The organism is Streptomyces sp. NPDC029466 (genome assembly GCF_055574515.1).
The window spans coordinates 171,260-187,364 of the sequence record NZ_JBVHZH010000002.1 but is presented as its reverse complement, the minus strand read 5'-3'; the positions used below and the strand labels follow the sequence as shown (position 1 = coordinate 187,364).

Genomic DNA, 16,105 nt, shown 5'->3' with positions numbered 1-16,105 from the left:
CACGTTTATGCGGAAGAGCTTCCCCGCCGCATCCGCGGCATCACCACCGTCACCCCATCCGTCACCCCGTCCGTCACCCGGCCCGTGACCGCTTTCGCCGGCGCACCCGGCGCGAACCGCTCCACCGGCCGATACGGATCACCGGCTGCACCGCCCGGCCGCAGCCGCGGTCGACGAGGAAGGAATCGCCTGATGGCCACCCCGCTGACCGCGAGCCGGCTGCTGAAGGCACTGCGCGACGAGGGCCTGGTGGTCCATGAGGTCCGCAGCTGGCGTACGCACAATCGCAACGCGAAGGGCCCCTGGGGCCCGACGCACGGCGTGATGATCCACCACACCGCCACCGAGGGCACCGACACCTCGGTGGACCTCTGCTACGACGGGCGCTCCGATCTGCCGGGGCCGCTGTGTCTGGGCGTGATCGACAAAAAGGGCGAGGTCCATCTCGTCGGCAACGGCCGCGCCAACCACGCCGGGCTCGGCGACGGTGACGTACTGCGCGCGGTGATCAACGAGGACCCGGACCTGCCGACGGACAACGAGGCGGACACCGACGGCAACCGGCACTTCTACGGCTTCGAGTGCATCAACCTCGGGGACGGCAAGGACCCGTGGCCCGAGGAGCAGCGGATCGCCGTCGAGAAGGTGTCGGCCGCGATCTGCCGGGCGCACGGCTGGAACGAACGCTCGGTGATAGGCCACAAGGAGTGGCAGCCCGGGAAGGTCGATCCGCGCGGTATCGCGATGGACGACCTGCGCGGCCGGGTCAGGAAGCGGCTGGCGAAGCCGGCGGAGGGCGCGCCGGAGACGGACGGTACGGAACCGGACGGCTCGGGTCCGACGCCGCCGGAACCGCGGCCTCCGCGGTATGAACCGTTTCCCGGCCGGGACTTCTTCCGGTCGGGGACCAGCAGCCCGGTGATCACGGCGATGGGTGAACGGCTGGTCGCCGAGGGATGCGACCGCTACGAAGAGGGCCCCGGTCCGGAGTGGACCGAGGCGGACCGCGCGTCGTACGCGGCCTGGCAGCGCAAGCTCGGCTTCCGCGGCAAGGACGCGGACGGGGTGCCGGGGAGGGTCAGCTGGGAACGGCTGCGGGTGCCCAACTCGTAGTGGACGGCGGCTTGTTGCCGCACAAATACACCAAGGCCGGGCGGACCTCCCCCACAGAGGTCCACCCGGCTGTTCTTGGGTGTTCCGGCATCGGTCGCCGCCGCGACCGGGAGCCGGTGGTGCCGGCTGCGGCTCAGACGGCCTGAACCGGGAGGGCCGGCAGCGCCGGGATGTTGGCGGCGTTGGTCAGGTCGGCCAGGTCGGCGGGCACGGCCGGGACGGCGACGGCGTCGGTGAGGTTGGCGGGGACGGCGGGCACGGCCGGGGCGGCCGGGGCGGCCGGGAGGGCGTCGGTCACGTTGGCCGGGACGGCCGGGACGGCGTCGGTCACGTTGGCCGGGACGGCGGGCACGGCCGGGACGGCGTCGGTCACGTTGGCCGGGACGGCGGGCACCGCGGGCACGGACGGGACGGCGGGCACCGACGGGACGGCGGGCACGGCCGGGACGGCCGGGGTGGCCGGCACGGACTTCGCCGGGGTCAGGCTCCGGACGCCGGTGACGGCCTGGCCCGCGGTGCCCTGCGCGTCGGTCACGACGACGGTGGCCAGACCCTGCGCGAACGGGGCGGCGTCAGCGGCCGCACCCTGGGCGAAGGCCACCGCGTCGGCCGCCTTGCCCTGGGCGAACGGGGCCGCCTTGCCGACCTCACCCTGCGCGAACGGCGCCGCGTCGGCGGCCACGCCCTGGGCGAACGGCACCGCGTCGGCCGCGGCGCCCTGCGCGAACAGCTGCGCCTGGCCGCCGACGACGGTCACGAACGGGGTGGCCTGGCCGGCCGCGTCACCGGCGAGCTGACCGGCACCGCCGACCGCACCCTGGGCGACCGGCACGACCTTGACGACGACCCGGCGGGCGACGGGCGGCAGCACGTCGGCGGCGGTCTGGTCGACGACCGGACGCGCGGTGGCCAGCGCACCCTGGGCCTGCTTCGTCAGCTGCTCGGGACGGATGCCCGCACTGGCGAGACCGGCCAGCAGGTTGTCGGCCGAGCCGGGGGCCTTGGGCAGCGCGGGGGCCTTGGGCAGCGCCGGGGTGCCGGGCAGGGACGGGACGCCCGGGGTGGCGGGCAGCTTCGGAACGGCGGGCAGCGTGCCGTCCGTGAGGCGGCCGGCCTGGCCGAGGTCGGCGCCCTTGGCGGCCTTCTTGACGGTCTTGACGGCCTTCTTGGCCTGCTTCAGCCCGGCGGCCTCGTCCGGCAGGCCGGCGCCGTTGGCCTGCTTCTGCACGCCGTCGGCCGCGCCGGTCACGTCGCCGGCCTGCGGCAGCTCGCCGGTGGGCAGGCTGGGGGCCGACACGCCGCCGAGGGCGCCGGTGGCCTTGTCCGTCACCTCGCCGACCGTCTTCTTGGCGGTCTCGGCGGTCTTGGTCGCGGTGCCGGCCAGATCGCCGGTGGGCAGCTGCTTGGCGGTGTCGGTGACCGTGCCGGTGGACGGCAGGTCCGAACCGACGGGCAGCTCGGCGGCGTTGGCGCCGGCGGAGCCCAGGGCCCACAGACCGGTGGCGGCAGCGGCAACGACGATGGAACGACGGATGTGGGAGCGCATGGTGGTGAAGTCCTTCGAATTCGGAGGGGTTTGACGGGCAGACCTGTCCCGCCCCCGCGCGGCAGGTCCAGTTACAGACGCGGAGCGGTCTGCCCTAGCCCGGGAATTCGAGGATTTCTTCGGCACGCCGACGCGTCGGAGCGCCATCGGCCGTGCGGACGCCACCGGGCAGCAGCCGGAAGCGCGTGGGGTCCGCCGGGGCGGCGGCGTACTGGTCCCCGCCACGGGGGCCGTGGCCGTCACCGGCGGTGTGCGAGGTGGGCGCCACCGGGCCCTGCGGGAACTGCCCCGGAAGGCCGTCGTGGCCCGGGTCCCGCTGCTCGTGAACGGTGGCCGAGGAGCCCTCGGAGACCGGCTGGCGCAGGTCGTCGAGGAGCTGAGCCGCCTCTGCGGCGGCAGCGCGGTCGACCGTGGCGGCGGTCCGCGAACCGGCCGACGGCGCCTCGCCCGGCGTACGGCCGGGCTGGTGCGGGCCGCCGTCTCCGGGGTGTTCGGCGTGCTCACCGGACGGGAGGTGCACGGGCAGCGCGGCACCGGCCGAGTCCCCGATCTCCCGTACGACGCGGCTCACCGGCTCGGTGACCCGGCCGGTGACCGGTGCGGTCTGCTCGACGGCGGGCCGGACGGCCTTCGCCACCCCGTCGGACGCGGCGTGGGTGCGCTCGGCGAACCGCGCACCGGTCTCCTCGCCCCGGTCGGTGACCGCGGCGCGGGAACCGGACAGCCGGCTCGCCCCGTCCCGGGTGGCGGCCCGGTCCGGGGTGGACGCCTCGGCCGCGGGCCGCGCCGGGGCCACGGCCCCGGGCAGCTCCGCGCTCTGCGTGCGGTCGTCGGCATGGGCGCCGGGACCGAAGGCGAAGCCGAGGGCGATGAAGCCCACCAGGAAGAGCCCGGCCAGCAGCGCACGCCGCACGGCCACCGTGCGCGGCAGGCGCACAGTGGCAGGCAGGGCGAACACAGCAGACAAGGGGGGACCTTCCCATACGGACGGGGACAGCCGAGGAATGCCCTCGGAGTCACACGCGTCGCGGGCGATCGAGCGATGAGCTGATACTTGCATGAGCAACCAGGTGCCACGCAAGTCCCCCGGGGGCACCTGTCACCGTTGCTCCGCCATGTCCGGTATGGGCAGCGGCCGTTTCTCGATCGCGGCCGCCATCACGTCCGGGAAGAGGTCCGGAGTGCAGGCGAACGCCGGTGCGCCCAGGGCCGCGAGGGCCGCCGCGTGGTCGCGGTCGTAGGCGGGCGCCCCCTCGTCGGACAGTGCGAGCAGCGTCACGAACTGCACACCGGACGCCTTCATCGCGGCCACCCGCTTGAGCATCTCGTCCCGGATACCGCCCTCGTAGAGGTCGCTGATGAGGACGACGACGGTGTCGGCGGGGCGGGTGATACGGGACTGGCAGTAGGCGAGCGCGCGGTTGATGTCCGTGCCGCCGCCGAGCTGGGTGCCGAAGAGGACATCGACCGGGTCGTCGAGTTGGTCCGTCAGATCGACGACCGAGGTGTCGAAGACGACCAGCCGGGTGTCGAGGGTCCGCATGGAGGCCAGCACCGCGCCGAACACCGAGGCGTAGACGACCGAGGCGGCCATCGAACCGGACTGGTCGATGCAGAGCACCACGTCCTTCTTCACCGACCGCGCGGCGCGGCCGTAGCCGATCAGCCGCTCCGGCACGACCGTGCGGTACTCGGGGAGGTAGTTCTTGAGGTTCGCCCGGATCGTGCGGTCCCAGTCGATGTCGCGGTGGCGCGGCCGGCTGATACGGGCGGAGCGGTCCAGTGCCCCGGTGAGGGTGGCGCGGGTGCGCTGCGCCAGCTTCTTCTCCAGCTGTTCCACGACCTTGCGGACGACGGCGCGGGCGGTCTCCTTGGTGGTCTCCGGCATGACCTTGTTGAGCGACAGCAGGGTGCCCACGAGATGCACATCCGCCTCGACGGCCTCCAGCATCTCCGGCTCCAGCAGCAGCGTGGACAGCCCCAGCCGGTCGATGGCGTCCCGCTGCATCACCTGCACCACGGACGACGGGAAGTACGTCCGGATGTCGCCGAGCCAGCGGGCCACCCCGGGCGCCGAGGCGCCGAGCCCCGCCGAACGCCTGCCGCCGTCGGCCGTCTTGGCGCCGCGGCCCTTCTCCCGTCCGTAGAGCGAGGCCAGCGCCCCGTCCATCGCGGCGTCCCGGCCGCTGAGCGCACACCCCGTGCCGTCCGCGCCGCCCCCGCCGAGCACCAGCCGCCAGCGGCGCAGCCGTTCGGCCTCGGGGGTGGGGGCGACGGCCGGTGTGGTGGCCGGGTCCTCGGCCGCGGCCGTCGTCGCTGCCGGGGTGTGGGCCGTGGGCGTGGCCGGGGCGGTGGCGGTGGCCGGGGCCGTCGGGTCCGGTGTCGTGGTGGTCATGTCCGTGCCCCCGTGAGGTCGTCGGCCGGGCGGGAGTCGCCGGCCGGGCGGGATGGGTCCGGTTGCTCGTCGTCGAAGCCGCGCTGTCCGATGCCCAGCAGCATGCGGAGCGTGGGAAGGACGGCCGCGGCACGATCGCGGTCCAGGCCGGGGCCGAAGCCGGGCACGGCCGCGTCCGGGGCGTCGCCGGCCGGGTGGCGGGGTGCCGTCGCGGGACCGCGGCGGACCAGTTCGCCGAGGGTGCGCCGCACTCCGGACTCGTACTCGGCGAAGGTGCGGCGCAGCAGCGGGAGGACGTCGGTGAACGCGGCGTCCGGCACACCGGTCAGCCAGCCGTCGACCAGCGCCAGCAGGCGGGCGTCATGGACCAGCAGCATGCCGCCGTCCCCGCCGCCGGCGAAGCCCTCGATCCAGCCGGCGGCCTCGGTGGGCGGGGTGCCCGGCGACAGGGCGAGCCCCATCAGCCGCTCCGCTCCCCCCTCGCCCAACTCGCCGTCGTCCAGCAGGAGGCGGGTCGCCCGGCCGCGGAGCAGCCCCGGCACGGCGTCCCGTTCGCTGACCGCCCGCAGCACTCCGGCCCAACGGGCCCGCAGCTGCTTCCCGCCCGCCTGCCGCTCGCTCTCCGGCCGGCCGAGCAGGCCGACGGCCTGGTGGGTGGCGTCGAGATGGCCGCGCATCTCGGCGGCTCCGTCGGCGTCCAGCCCCGGGCAGGCCGGTGGCAGTCCGACGAAGACCCGCTCAGCCAGGCCCGTGGCCACCTCGCGGAGCGCGGCGGCGTCCGTGCCGCGCACATCGCCGTAGCGCACGGACCGTACGAGGGCGGGCAGCGCTTGGGCGAGATGGCCCACGTCCGCGTCCAGCGCCGCGCGGTCCGCGAGCGTCTGCATCACCACCGGGAGGGCGTCGGGGAGTTCGGCGAGCAGACAGCGCTCGGCGAGCGCCGTGACCTCGGCGAGGCCGGCTGCTCCGGCCGCCTCGGACGCCGCCTTGGCGGTGGCGGCCGCGAGCACGGTCGTGCCCCAGATGCCGGCCTCCGCGACCCGTACGGCGAGCTCCGGCTCCCAGCGCAGCCGCCAGGTCTCCCGGAAGGTGCCCGTGCTGCCGCGGGAGCGGGTGGGCTCGCCCCAGGGGATGCCGAGCAGCCGCAGCCGGTGCAGCAGCCGGCTGCGCCCGGCGTCGGTCTCCTTGCGCAGATCCAGTTCCAGTTCCCGTTCCAGCACCTCGGGTTTGAGCCGCAGCGTCCGGCGGCTGCGGTCGATGTCCTGTTGCAGCGGCACCGCGGGGGCGTCCTCCGGGACCTCGCCCAGCACCTCGCCGACCACCAGCCGGTCGTGGATCAGCGAGGACGGGGCATCGGTTCCGTCGCCCATGACGGCGCGCACCGCGTCGTCCAGCTCCGTCAGCCCGGCGAGCGGGCGGCCGCGGACCGTGGCCAGCCCCTCGGCGAGCCGCACCGCTTCGATGACATGCGCCGACGAGACGGCGTAGTCCTCCTCTCGGAGCAGCCCGGCGACCTTGGTCAGCCAGCGTTCCACCGGGCGGTCGGGGGCGCTGAAAAGATGGCCGTACCAGCCGGGGGAGGCGATTCCGGCGCCGTAGCCGCTGCGGCGGGAGAGCCGGCGGTGGGTCCAGGGCACCCAGGTCACCGCCGTCTTCACCTTCGGCAGGCCCTTGAGCAGCTGCCGGTCGGCGGTCATGGTGGTGCGCCGCGCCAGGGCGGGGACGTGCCAGGCGCCGCACACCACGGCGAGGTCGTCCCCGAACTCCCGGCGCGCGGCCCGCAGCCGGAGCCGCATATGGGCCTCCCGCACCGGGTCGCGGTCATGGCCCCCGTCGCCGTAGGTCTCCCGCAGCGCGCCCATCGCCTCGGCCAGCGCGGCGAACGACGCCAGCGCGTCCGCGCCGGCTCCCCCGCTCCCGCGGTGCTCGATCACGTCCTCCCACCAGCGCTCGGGGTCGTCGTACCCGGCCGCCTCGGCCAGCACCCCGATCGGATCGATCCGCACCTCGGCACCGGAGCCGGCCTCCTGCCCGCCGGCCGTCTCGTCCGCCGCCTCGTCCGCCGTCTCCCGATCGTCCGCCGTCTCCTCGTCTTCCCCCCGCGCCAGGGAGTGCGCCGCGGGCAGATCGATGAAACGGACCGGGACGCCGTGCGCCAGCGCCCAGCGCATCGCCACCCACTCCGGGGAGAACTCGGCCAGCGGCCAGAACGCGGCGCGGCCGGGGTCGTCCTGCACATGGGCGAGCAGCGCGACGGGCGGCCGCATCCCCTCCCGGGCGGCCAGTGGCACCAGTTCGTCCGCCTCCGGCGGCCCCTCGATCAGGACCGCGGTCGGCCTGCACTGCTCCAGGGCGGCCCGCACCGCCCGGGCCGATCCGGGGCCGTGATGGCGCACCCCGAGCAGCACCGGCCCGCCCCCGTGGGTCGTTCGCTCGCTGCGCTCGCTCATGCGCTCACCTCGCGGCAGGCGCGGTAGAAGTCCTTCCAGCCGTCGCGCTCGCGCACCACGGTCTCCAGATACTCCTGCCATACGACCCGGTCGGCCGCGGGGTCGCGGACCACGGCGCCGAGGATTCCCGCGGCCACGTCGCCGGAGCGCAGCACACCGTCGCCGAAGTGGGTGGCCAGCGCCAGCCCGTTCGTCACCACGGAGATGGCCTCGGCCGTGGAGAGGGTGCCGGAGGGGGACTTGAGCTTGGTCCGGCCGTCGGTGGTGAGGCCGGACCGCAGTTCGCGGAAGACCGTGACGACCCGGCGGATCTCGTCCAGTCCCTCCGGTCCGGTCGGGAGGTCCAGCGAGCGCCCTATCTGCCCGACCCGGCGGGAGACGATGTCCACCTCCTCGTCCGGGGTGGCGGGCAGCGGGAGTACGACGGTGTTGAAGCGGCGGCGCAGCGCGCTGGAGAGTTCGTTGACCCCCCGGTCGCGGTCATTGGCGGTGGCGATCAGGTTGAAACCGCGGACCGCCTGCACCTCCTGCCCCAACTCCGGGATGGGCAGGGTCTTTTCCGACAGGACGGTGATGAGCGTGTCCTGTACGTCGGCGGGTATACGGGTCAGCTCCTCGACCCGCGCGGTCATGCCCTGCGCCATCGCGCGCATCACCGGGCTGGGCACCAGCGCCTCGCGGCTGGGGCCGTGCGCGAGCAGCTGGGCGTAGTTCCAGCCGTAGCGGATCGCCTCTTCTGGGGTGCCGGCGGTGCCCTGCACCAGGAGGGTGGAATCGCCGCTGACGGCGGCCGCCAGATGCTCGGACACCCAGGTCTTCGCTGTGCCGGGCACGCCCAGCAGGAGCAGTGCGCGGTCCGTTGCGAGGGTGGTCACGGCGACCTCGACGATCCGGCGCGGGCCGACGTACTTGGGGGTGATGACCGTGCCGTCGGGGAGGGTGCCGCCGAGGAGGTAGGTCGCGACCGCCCACGGCGAGAGCCGCCAGCGCGCCGGCCGCGGCCGGTCGTCGGCCGCCGCGAGGGCCCGCAGCTCGCCCGCGAAACTGTCCTCGGCATGCGGCCGCAGCGCCTCGCCGCCCGCGGCTTCCGGCGCCGCCCCCGCGGTCTGCCGGCTCGTGTCGTCGGTCGTCCCGAAGCTGTTCGCGGACATGGTTCCCCCTCGTCGCACGGTGTGCGGCCGGCACCTCGCAATCGCGGCGGCCGCTTGCGGAATCAACCCTGCACCACGCCACTGACAATCGCCCGAAAAGCGGCTCTGGCCTGCGAGTTCATCGCGGCCCACAGCGATTGTCAGTGGGGCGCCGTAGCGTCGGAGACATGAATCCGCAGGGGGAACGCTGGACGACGGATCAGGTGCTCGCACTGGCACCTGACGAGGCATCACGCAGAGCGGGCGGCAAGCTCGCGGCGCCCGGACCGTGGTCGGAAACGGGCGCGGGCGGGGACGCGGTGTGGGGGCAGTGCAAGGGCAGCGGCAAGAAGCCGTATCAAACGGTCGTGGACCTCAACGGGCCCGCGTTCACGTGCAGTTGCCCCAGCCGTAAGTTTCCCTGCAAGCACGCCCTGGGACTGCTGCTGCTCTGGGCGGGCGACGACGGCGGAGAGGTGCCGGCCGGGGAACCGTCCCCCTGGGCGGGTGAGTGGCTGGCCGGACGGCGGGAGCGGGCCGGGCGCGCCGCGGGCGCGCCGTCGGGCGCGGGCGCCCCGTCGCGTGCACCCGCGGACCCGGAGGCCGCCCGGCGGCGGGCGGAGCGCCGGATGCAGCGGATCGGCGCCGGGGCCACGGAGCTGGAACAGCGACTGGAGGATCTGCTCCGGTCCGGACTGGCGTCGGACGGGAGCGAGGGCGACTCCTGGGACGAGACGGCGGCCCGCATGGTCGATGCCCAGGCTCCCGGACTCGCCTCGCGTGTACGGGAGTTGTCGTCCGTAGTGGCGTCCGGGCCGGACTGGCCGGCCAGGATGCTGGAGGAGTGTGCGCTGCTGCACCTCCTCGACCAGGGGTTCCTCGGCATCGAGCGGCTGCCGGGCCCGCTCGCCGCGACGGTCCGCGCGCGCGTCGGGCTGACCACGGAAGCGGCGGACCTGCTGACCGGCTCCGAGGCGGCGACCGTCCGGGACCGCTGGCTGGTGCTCGCCCAACAGGACAGCGATGACGGCAAGTTGCTCACCCGCAGAATCTTTCTGCGGGGCGAGCGGACCGGCCGGATGGCGCTGCATCTCTCCTTCGGCGGCTCCACCGGCCGCCCCCTGGACCTGGCGCTGCCGCCCGGCCTGGTGCTCGACGCGGACCTCGCCTACTACCCGGGTGCCCGCCCGCTGCGTGCCACCTTCGGCGAGCGGCACGCCCCGGTGACCCACGGGCCGGTGCCCCCGGGCGGTGGCATAGACGCCGCCCTGGCCGCATACGGCGACGCGCTGCGCGACGACCCGTGGCTGGATTCCTGGCCGGTGGTGCTCAGCGAGGTCACCCCGATACCGAGCCGCGACGGGACGGGGTGGCAACTGGCCGACGCTGACGGCGAGTCGGCACTCCCGCTCGACCCGCGCTGCGTCGGCCGGACCAGCCTGTGGCAGCTGGTCGCCCTGTCGGGCGGGGCCCCGATCACGGTCTTCGGCGAATGCGGCCATCGCGGCTTTCTGCCGCTGACCGCCTGGGACCCCACCCCGGTGTCCCTGTGACCCGCACCGGCGCCACGACACCCCGGCCCGCCCGGCCGCCGTCCACCCCCGATGCCTGGAGGAAGGGCATGACGCGCACCACCCCCACCCCTTCACCCACCCCCGCCACTTCACCCACCCCCACGACCTCACCCACCCCCACCACGTCACCCGTCCCCTTCACTTCACCCGCCCCCTCCGCCGCGGCCACCACGGCCGCCCCCGCCCCCTGGTCCGATCTCGTGAGCGCCGCGTTGCTGGGGACCGAACGGCGGACCCCGCCGGTGGCGGCGCGGCCGGGGCAGGGCCCCGCGGCCGCGCTGCTGGACGCGGCCGCGGTGAGCACGGTGCGCCGGCGCGCCGCACTGCGCCCCGCGCCGGCCGGTGAACGGCCCGCCCCGGCCCCGGCCGACCCACGGCCCCCGCTGCCGCCCGCGGCCCGCCGCCGGCTGTCCCTGCTGCTCGCCGACCGCGGCGCCGGCGGAGGCGGCAGCCGCCGTGGCACGGCCCCCGACCTCACCGAGCTGCTGCCCCAGTGGCTGACCGCCGCCGTCGACCACGGCTACCGCGCCCCGGAGGTCCTGCTGCCCGCGCTGCTCGACGCCGCCCGGGCCCGTACGGACCTGCGGCCCGCCGCGCTCACCCTGGCGGGGCCGCGGGCCCTGTGGCTGGCCCGGCTCAACGACGAATGGAAGTTCGCGCTCCGGGGGACCGGCAGCCGGGCCGGGCTCCCCGGCGACGGTGACCCCGCGGCCGTACGGCGCACCTGGGAGGAGGGCCTGTTCGCGGAGCGGGTCGCCCTGCTGACCGCCCTGCGCCGCCACGACCCGCCCGCGGGCCTGGCACTGCTGACCACGACCTGGCCCACGGAACGGGCCGAGGACCGCCTGATGTTCCTCGACTCACTGCGCGCGGACCTCTCGGCGGCGGATGAGCCCTTCCTCGAACAGGCCCTGGCCGACCGCAGCCGCAATGTCCGCGCCACCGCCGCCGAACTGCTCTCCACGCTGCCCGGCTCCCCCCTCGCGGCCCGTATGGCGCAGCGGGCGCACACCTGCATCGGCCTGGACCGCACGGCCGACGCACCGGTGATCGCGGTGGAGGCACCCCATGAGTGCGATCCGGGGATGCAGCGGGACGGCGTGGCCCCCAAGCCCCCCTCCGGACGGGGCGAACGGTCCTGGTGGCTGAGCCAGTTGGTGGAGGCGACACCCCTGGACGGCTGGCACCCACGCTTCGGGGGCCGGGACGCGGCGGCGATCATCGCGCTGCCGGTGGGCGACGACTGGCGGACGGAGCTGCACGATGCCTGGTGCCGCGCCGCCGTGCGCCAGCGGAACGCCGACTGGGCGCGGGCGCTGCTGGGGGCGCCGGCCGCCCCGTCCCAGGCCGCCGAGGTCGCCCCGGCCGGCTCGTCACGGGACCTGACGAAGCTGCTGACCGTGCTTCCCGAGGACGAACGGGCCCGCTGGGTGGCGGAGTTCATCGCGGCGCACGGCCTGTCGGAGGCCTTCCGGATGCTCGGGGTGTGTGCGGTCCCGTGGGCCGAGCCGCTCGGCGGAGCGGTGGTCGACGCCCTGGACATCGCCCGGGACGCGGGCAGCTACCCCTGGAGCTTCAGCGGGGTGATGGGCCTGGCCGAGCGCTGTCTGGACCCGGCCGCCGCGGACCGTCTGGACATGCTCACGGCCGCCACGGACGAGCCGGAGGGCGCCTCGCCCGGCTCCGGCGGCTACTGGTCCGAGGCCTTCCAGCGCCTGGTCGGCACCCTGCGCCTGCGCGCCACCATGCGTACGGAACTCACCCCGCCACCCACCGGCGACGACACCGGCCCCGGCCCGGACCGCAGTACCGGTGCCGCACCCACCGCCCCCCACGGGGCCGAGCCGGGCCCCCGCCTGCCATGACCGCGGACATCAAGACCGCGCACAGCAAGACCGCGGACATCAAGACGGCGGACAGCAAGGTCACGAACACCAAGGTCACGGACGCCAGGGCCGCCCCCGCCGTGGCCGCGCGTACCGGGGCCCGCCGCCCCGGTCCCCCACCGCGGCCCGGCCGCCGGGCCGGGCCGCCGCACCGGCTCCGCGGCGTCTCAGACCGCCAGCGAACGGACGTGAGTGTGGACCCACTCCACGATCGAGGCGGTCGTGGCGCCCGGCGTGAAGATCTCCGCGACACCCTGGGCCTTGAGCGGGGCGATGTCCGCCTCGGGGATGATGCCGCCGCCGAAGACCTTGATATCCGCCGCGTCCCGCTCCTCCAGGAGGGCGATGACCTTCGCGAAGAGGGTGTTGTGCGCCCCGGAGAGGATGGACAGCCCGATCGCGTCGGCGTCTTCCTGGATCGCGGTGTCGACGATCTGCTCGGGGGTCTGGTGCAGCCCGGTGTAGATCACCTCCATACCGGCGTCGCGCAGCGCCCGCGCGATGACCTTGGCGCCCCGGTCGTGCCCGTCCAGGCCCGGCTTGGCCACCACCACACGGATCGGCCCCGACCGGCCCGCCGCGCTCTGGCTCCCCGCTTGCGCTTCGTCATGCCGAGCCACACTCATCACTGCCTCCAAGCCATGCACGGCACTGTGGTGCCGCCGAGCCGACAATCGATCGCGCGACCGCGATCCGGCGGCCACGAGCGTGAACGAACGTTATCGCCAGCATCGCGTACCCAGCCGTTTCGTGACATCCGGGGAGGGGGAAATCACACACGGGACACGTTCGCTACGCGCCGCGTCCCGCGTGTCGTGCCGCCGGAGCCGGGCGGCGCAGGGCGCGGGCCGGGCGCACGGGGAGCAGCCGGGCCACCGAACCGCCGGGCACGCGTCAGCGCCATCAGTCGCCTGCCCGTCATCGCCGCCCAGGGCTTCCCGCGAGGGCATACGGGGGTCGACGCCGCCTTCCGCGTGCCGTTCGGGAGGTCGGCCATGCAGGCCCTGCCCTTTCTCTCCGCACCCCTTCTGTTCGCGCGCCTGGTTTCCACGCCCCTCCGGTGCGCGCGCCTGCTCCCCACCCGCACCTCTTCCCTTCTCCTGCGCAGCACGGTCGTGGACCTGGCGATCCTCGCCGGCCATCTCCTCCTCTATCCGACCGGCATCTCCCAGGAACGCCCCATGCCACGAACCACAGCCCCTCCCGTAGCCGAGCCCCCGGAGGGGTTCCTGGAGCCGGCGGCCCCGCAGCCCGCCCCCGGCGCGCCCACGATGCTGCCGACCGAGGGCCGGGCCCATCCGCCGGTCCTCCTGCTCCACGGCTTCATCGACAACCGCTCCGTGTTCCTGCTGCTGCGCCGCTCACTGCACCGGCACGGCTGGCGCCATGTCGAGGCGCTCAACCACTCCCTGCTGACCTGCGATCTCCGTAAGGCCGCCGAGCTGCTCGGCCGCCATGTGGAGGAGGTCTGTGCCCGGACCGGCCATCGCCGGGTGGACCTCGTGGGCCACAGCCTCGGCGGGCTCATCGCCCGCTATTACGTACAGCGGCTGGGCGGCGACACCCGCGTCCGTACGGTGATCACGCTCGGCACCCCGCACTCCGGCACCCGTATCGCACCCCTGCTGTCGGCCCACCCCCTCGTCCGCCAGATGCGCCCCGATTCCGAGGTGATAGCGGAGTTGGCGCGGCCCGCGCCGAATTGCCGCACGCAATTCGTGGCTTTCTGGAGTGCCGAGGACCAGGTGATGGTTCCGGCCACAACAGCGAGAATCAGTCACCCTGATTTGCTCGCGTACAACGTGCATGTCGCCGGTGTCGGACATCTCGCCCTGCCGGTCAATGGCACCGTCGCCGCCGGAATACGGGAAGCGCTGGCCGCGGCGGAAACCGCGGAAGGAGCCGCGGAGACCATTTCGGTGGCCTGACCGGCCGACCGCGACGACCGCGAGGACCTGCCAGGCGTCCGCGGGAGGTCGTCACGACGCCGTATCGGTGCCGTATCCACGACATGATCTTGACCAGAAGTCGAACAAACTTCGAACGAGGCGCCAAGAGCTCGCATGGGGACTGCCGAAAGGCGGCCAAATGCCCGATCTGGCCTAGCCCAAAACCAGTTGAAGATTGTCGCCGTCGCGTACCGCCGGGTACAGTCGCCGCTAATTCTCCTGCTGCCGAGGCGAAAGAGAAGTTGGTGAACGACCGTCACCCCTCGGGGGCCCAGCCTCCGACCGGCTCTCCTGCCGACGCCTCGTATGCGCATTACCCGGCCTACGACTCCTATGCACAGCAGGCCCCGGCCGGTGTCGCCGAATACGGCGACGGCGACCCCCTCTTCGGCTCGCTCCCCGGCTCGTACGAGACCGGTATGTACGACACCGGCACCTATGACACCGGGATGTACGACACCGGCACACACAGTGCGACGGGCGCCTACGGCATGAGCGTCTATGGCACCGGCACATACGGCACCGATGCCTACGACACGGGGACATACCCGGCGGGCGACGGCTATGCCACCGGCGCGTACGACACCGGAAGCTACACCTCCCCCCAGTGGGACACCGGCGCATGGGAGACCGGCGGATGGGACACCGGCGCCTATGCCGCCGCCGACCCGCACGCCTCCGGCGCGGGCTACGACCCGTACGCGCACACCACCTACGACGCCCCGGCGCACGACGCGAGCGCGTACGCCTCGTCCGGGTTCGAGACGGCCGGTTATGACGCCACCGCGTACGGTCACGGCGGCTACGACACCGGGAGCTATCCCACCGGCGCGTATGACACCGGCAGTTACGCCACCGGCGCGTACGAGGCCGCCGATACCTTCGACGCCTTCGACCGGCAGGCCACCGCGCTCCAGGAGACCGCGAGCTACGAGGCCACCGCGATCTGGTCGACCACGGACCAGGACCTGCTCGCCAATATCCCGGCGCAGGCCGGGCCGCCCCCGACCGACACCCTCCAGTGGGACAGCGCCACTTGGGACGAGGCCGGACATTTCAGCAACGGCGGCCCCGACGGCGAGCGGCCCGCGAACGACCCGTACGACACCGGCCGGGCCGACACCGGCCGGGCCGAGGCGGACGAGCACTCGCCCGGCGACGCCGAGGACTACAGCGAGGCCGCGGCCGTGGCGGACGCCATGACGCAGGCCATGCCGATCACCCCCGCCGCCCCTGCCCCTGCCCCCGCCCCGGCCGGCCGGCGGGTCGCCGGGCCGGACGCCGGGAAGGTCGTCCGCGGCCGGGGCCGGCGGCGTACGGCGAAGCGGTCGGCGCTGCTGACCGTCGCGGTGCCCTCGGTCGCCGCCATGGGCGTGTGCGCGGTGGCCGCCGCGTCCGTCACCGGCTTCGGCGGGGACGACCAGGCTGATGCGACCGCCCAGGCCGCGCCCGATGCCGGGGCCGTCAAGCCGGCCGCGGCCAACAACAAGCTCGACACCCAGCTCGCCGGACTCAGCGCCAGCGCCGACGACTTCCGCGACCGGGCCAGCCGTACCCAGGAGCGGATCGACCTCAAGGAGCGCCAGGCGCTGGAGCGCAAGCGCAAGGCGGAGGAGGCGGCCCGCAAGGAGGCGATGCGGCCCAAGTTCCTGCTGCCGGTCAAGCAGCACGGGCTGAGCGCCCAGTTCGGCCAGGCCGGGGTGAACTGGATGTCGCTGCACACCGGTATCGACTTCCCGGTCAGCTACGGCACCCCGGTCATGTCCGCCACCGACGGCACCGTACGCACCCAGTGGAACTCCGCCTACGGCAACATGGCGATCGTGACGGCGCCCGACGGCACGGAGACCTGGTACTGCCATCTCAGCAGCACCAAGATCCGCTCCGGTTCGGTCAAGGCCGGTGACCAGATTGCCTATTCGGGCAACTCCGGCAATTCCACCGGTCCGCATCTGCACTTCGAGGTGCGTCCCGGCGGCGGCGCGGCGGTCGACCCGCTGCCGTGGCTGCGCGACCACGGCCTCGACCCGAACTGACCGCCGACGCTCCGTCGAAGCCCCCG

General features: G+C 74.3%; 11 protein-coding genes. 5 read left to right on the top strand and 6 right to left on the bottom strand.

All coding sequences use genetic code 11. From position 1 onward, the window contains the following. The first annotated feature begins 192 nt into the window (after nt 1–192). Nucleotides 193–1,113 carry a peptidoglycan-binding protein gene (locus ACZ4XD_RS02585; protein ID WP_468037452.1) on the top strand — a complete coding sequence of 307 codons (921 nt, stop codon included), beginning with the start codon at nt 193–195 and terminating at the stop codon, nt 1,111–1,113. Nucleotides 1,114–1,246: 133 nt separating this feature from the next. Here the strand turns inward: ACZ4XD_RS02585 and ACZ4XD_RS02580 are convergent, their stop codons facing one another. The 5 genes from ACZ4XD_RS02580 to ACZ4XD_RS02560 form a co-directional block, all read right to left on the bottom strand. Further along, entirely contained in the window at nt 1,247–2,659 is a 1,413-nt protein-coding gene (locus ACZ4XD_RS02580; protein ID WP_468037450.1) for a hypothetical protein, read from the bottom strand. A 94-nt stretch (nt 2,660–2,753) separates the two neighbouring features. Then, nucleotides 2,754–3,626, bottom strand: coding sequence for a hypothetical protein (locus ACZ4XD_RS02575; RefSeq protein ID WP_468037448.1), 873 nt, complete (start codon nt 3,624–3,626; stop codon nt 2,754–2,756). A 132-nt stretch (nt 3,627–3,758) separates the two neighbouring features. After that, nucleotides 3,759–5,054 carry a VWA domain-containing protein gene (locus ACZ4XD_RS02570; RefSeq protein ID WP_468037446.1) on the bottom strand — a complete coding sequence of 432 codons (1,296 nt, stop codon included), beginning with the start codon at nt 5,052–5,054 and terminating at the stop codon, nt 3,759–3,761. Beyond that, nucleotides 5,051–7,504 (bottom strand): DUF5682 family protein, encoded by a 2,454-nt coding sequence (locus tag ACZ4XD_RS02565; RefSeq protein WP_468037444.1) that lies wholly within the window; start codon nt 7,502–7,504, stop codon nt 5,051–5,053. The genes ACZ4XD_RS02570 and ACZ4XD_RS02565 overlap by 4 nt, the downstream gene beginning before the upstream one ends. Beyond that, complete coding sequence (locus tag ACZ4XD_RS02560) at nt 7,501–8,655, bottom strand: ATP-binding protein (RefSeq protein WP_468037442.1); 1,155 nt, start codon at nt 8,653–8,655, stop codon at nt 7,501–7,503. Before ACZ4XD_RS02560 ends, ACZ4XD_RS02565 begins: the two co-directional genes overlap by 4 nt. A gap of 167 nt (nt 8,656–8,822) precedes the next feature. Between ACZ4XD_RS02560 and ACZ4XD_RS02555 the strand changes: the two genes are divergently transcribed. Together ACZ4XD_RS02555 and ACZ4XD_RS02550 are read left to right on the top strand one after the other, a co-directional pair. Beyond that, nucleotides 8,823–10,187 (top strand): SWIM zinc finger family protein, encoded by a 1,365-nt coding sequence (locus ACZ4XD_RS02555; protein ID WP_468037440.1) that lies wholly within the window; start codon nt 8,823–8,825, stop codon nt 10,185–10,187. A 68-nt stretch (nt 10,188–10,255) separates the two neighbouring features. Continuing rightward, nucleotides 10,256–12,073 (top strand): DUF5691 domain-containing protein, encoded by a 1,818-nt coding sequence (locus ACZ4XD_RS02550; RefSeq protein ID WP_468037438.1) that lies wholly within the window; start codon nt 10,256–10,258, stop codon nt 12,071–12,073. 188 nt (nt 12,074–12,261) lie between these two features. Here ACZ4XD_RS02550 and ACZ4XD_RS02545 read toward each other — a convergent pair whose 3' ends face one another. After that, nucleotides 12,262–12,720, bottom strand: coding sequence for a cobalamin B12-binding domain-containing protein (locus ACZ4XD_RS02545; RefSeq protein WP_468037436.1), 459 nt, complete (start codon nt 12,718–12,720; stop codon nt 12,262–12,264). Nucleotides 12,721–13,089: 369 nt separating this feature from the next. On the opposite strand from ACZ4XD_RS02545, the gene ACZ4XD_RS02540 reads away from it, so the two are divergent. Then, nucleotides 13,090–14,022 carry an esterase/lipase family protein gene (locus ACZ4XD_RS02540; protein ID WP_468037435.1) on the top strand — a complete coding sequence of 311 codons (933 nt, stop codon included), beginning with the start codon at nt 13,090–13,092 and terminating at the stop codon, nt 14,020–14,022. Between the two features lie 266 nt (nt 14,023–14,288). After that, the gene (locus ACZ4XD_RS02535; protein WP_468037433.1) at nt 14,289–16,079 is read left to right on the top strand and encodes a M23 family metallopeptidase; all 1,791 of its coding nucleotides are present in this window, start codon (nt 14,289–14,291) and stop codon (nt 16,077–16,079) included. The last annotated feature ends 26 nt before the right edge of the window (nt 16,080–16,105 follow it).

Excerpts from the sequence above, each read along its gene's own strand:
- ACZ4XD_RS02585 (WP_468037452.1), top strand. The coding sequence starts at position 193 with ATGGCCACCCCGCTGACCGCGAGCCGGCTGCTGAAGGCACTGCGCGAC.
- ACZ4XD_RS02580 (WP_468037450.1), bottom strand. The coding sequence starts at position 2,659 with ATGCGCTCCCACATCCGTCGTTCCATCGTCGTTGCCGCTGCCGCCACC.
- ACZ4XD_RS02570 (WP_468037446.1), bottom strand. The coding sequence starts at position 5,054 with ATGACCACCACGACACCGGACCCGACGGCCCCGGCCACCGCCACCGCC.
- ACZ4XD_RS02565 (WP_468037444.1), bottom strand. The coding sequence starts at position 7,504 with ATGAGCGAGCGCAGCGAGCGAACGACCCACGGGGGCGGGCCGGTGCTG.
- ACZ4XD_RS02560 (WP_468037442.1), bottom strand. The coding sequence starts at position 8,655 with ATGTCCGCGAACAGCTTCGGGACGACCGACGACACGAGCCGGCAGACC.
- ACZ4XD_RS02555 (WP_468037440.1), top strand. The coding sequence starts at position 8,823 with ATGAATCCGCAGGGGGAACGCTGGACGACGGATCAGGTGCTCGCACTG.
- ACZ4XD_RS02550 (WP_468037438.1), top strand. The coding sequence starts at position 10,256 with ATGACGCGCACCACCCCCACCCCTTCACCCACCCCCGCCACTTCACCC.
- ACZ4XD_RS02545 (WP_468037436.1), bottom strand. The coding sequence starts at position 12,720 with ATGAGTGTGGCTCGGCATGACGAAGCGCAAGCGGGGAGCCAGAGCGCG.
- ACZ4XD_RS02540 (WP_468037435.1), top strand. The coding sequence starts at position 13,090 with ATGCAGGCCCTGCCCTTTCTCTCCGCACCCCTTCTGTTCGCGCGCCTG.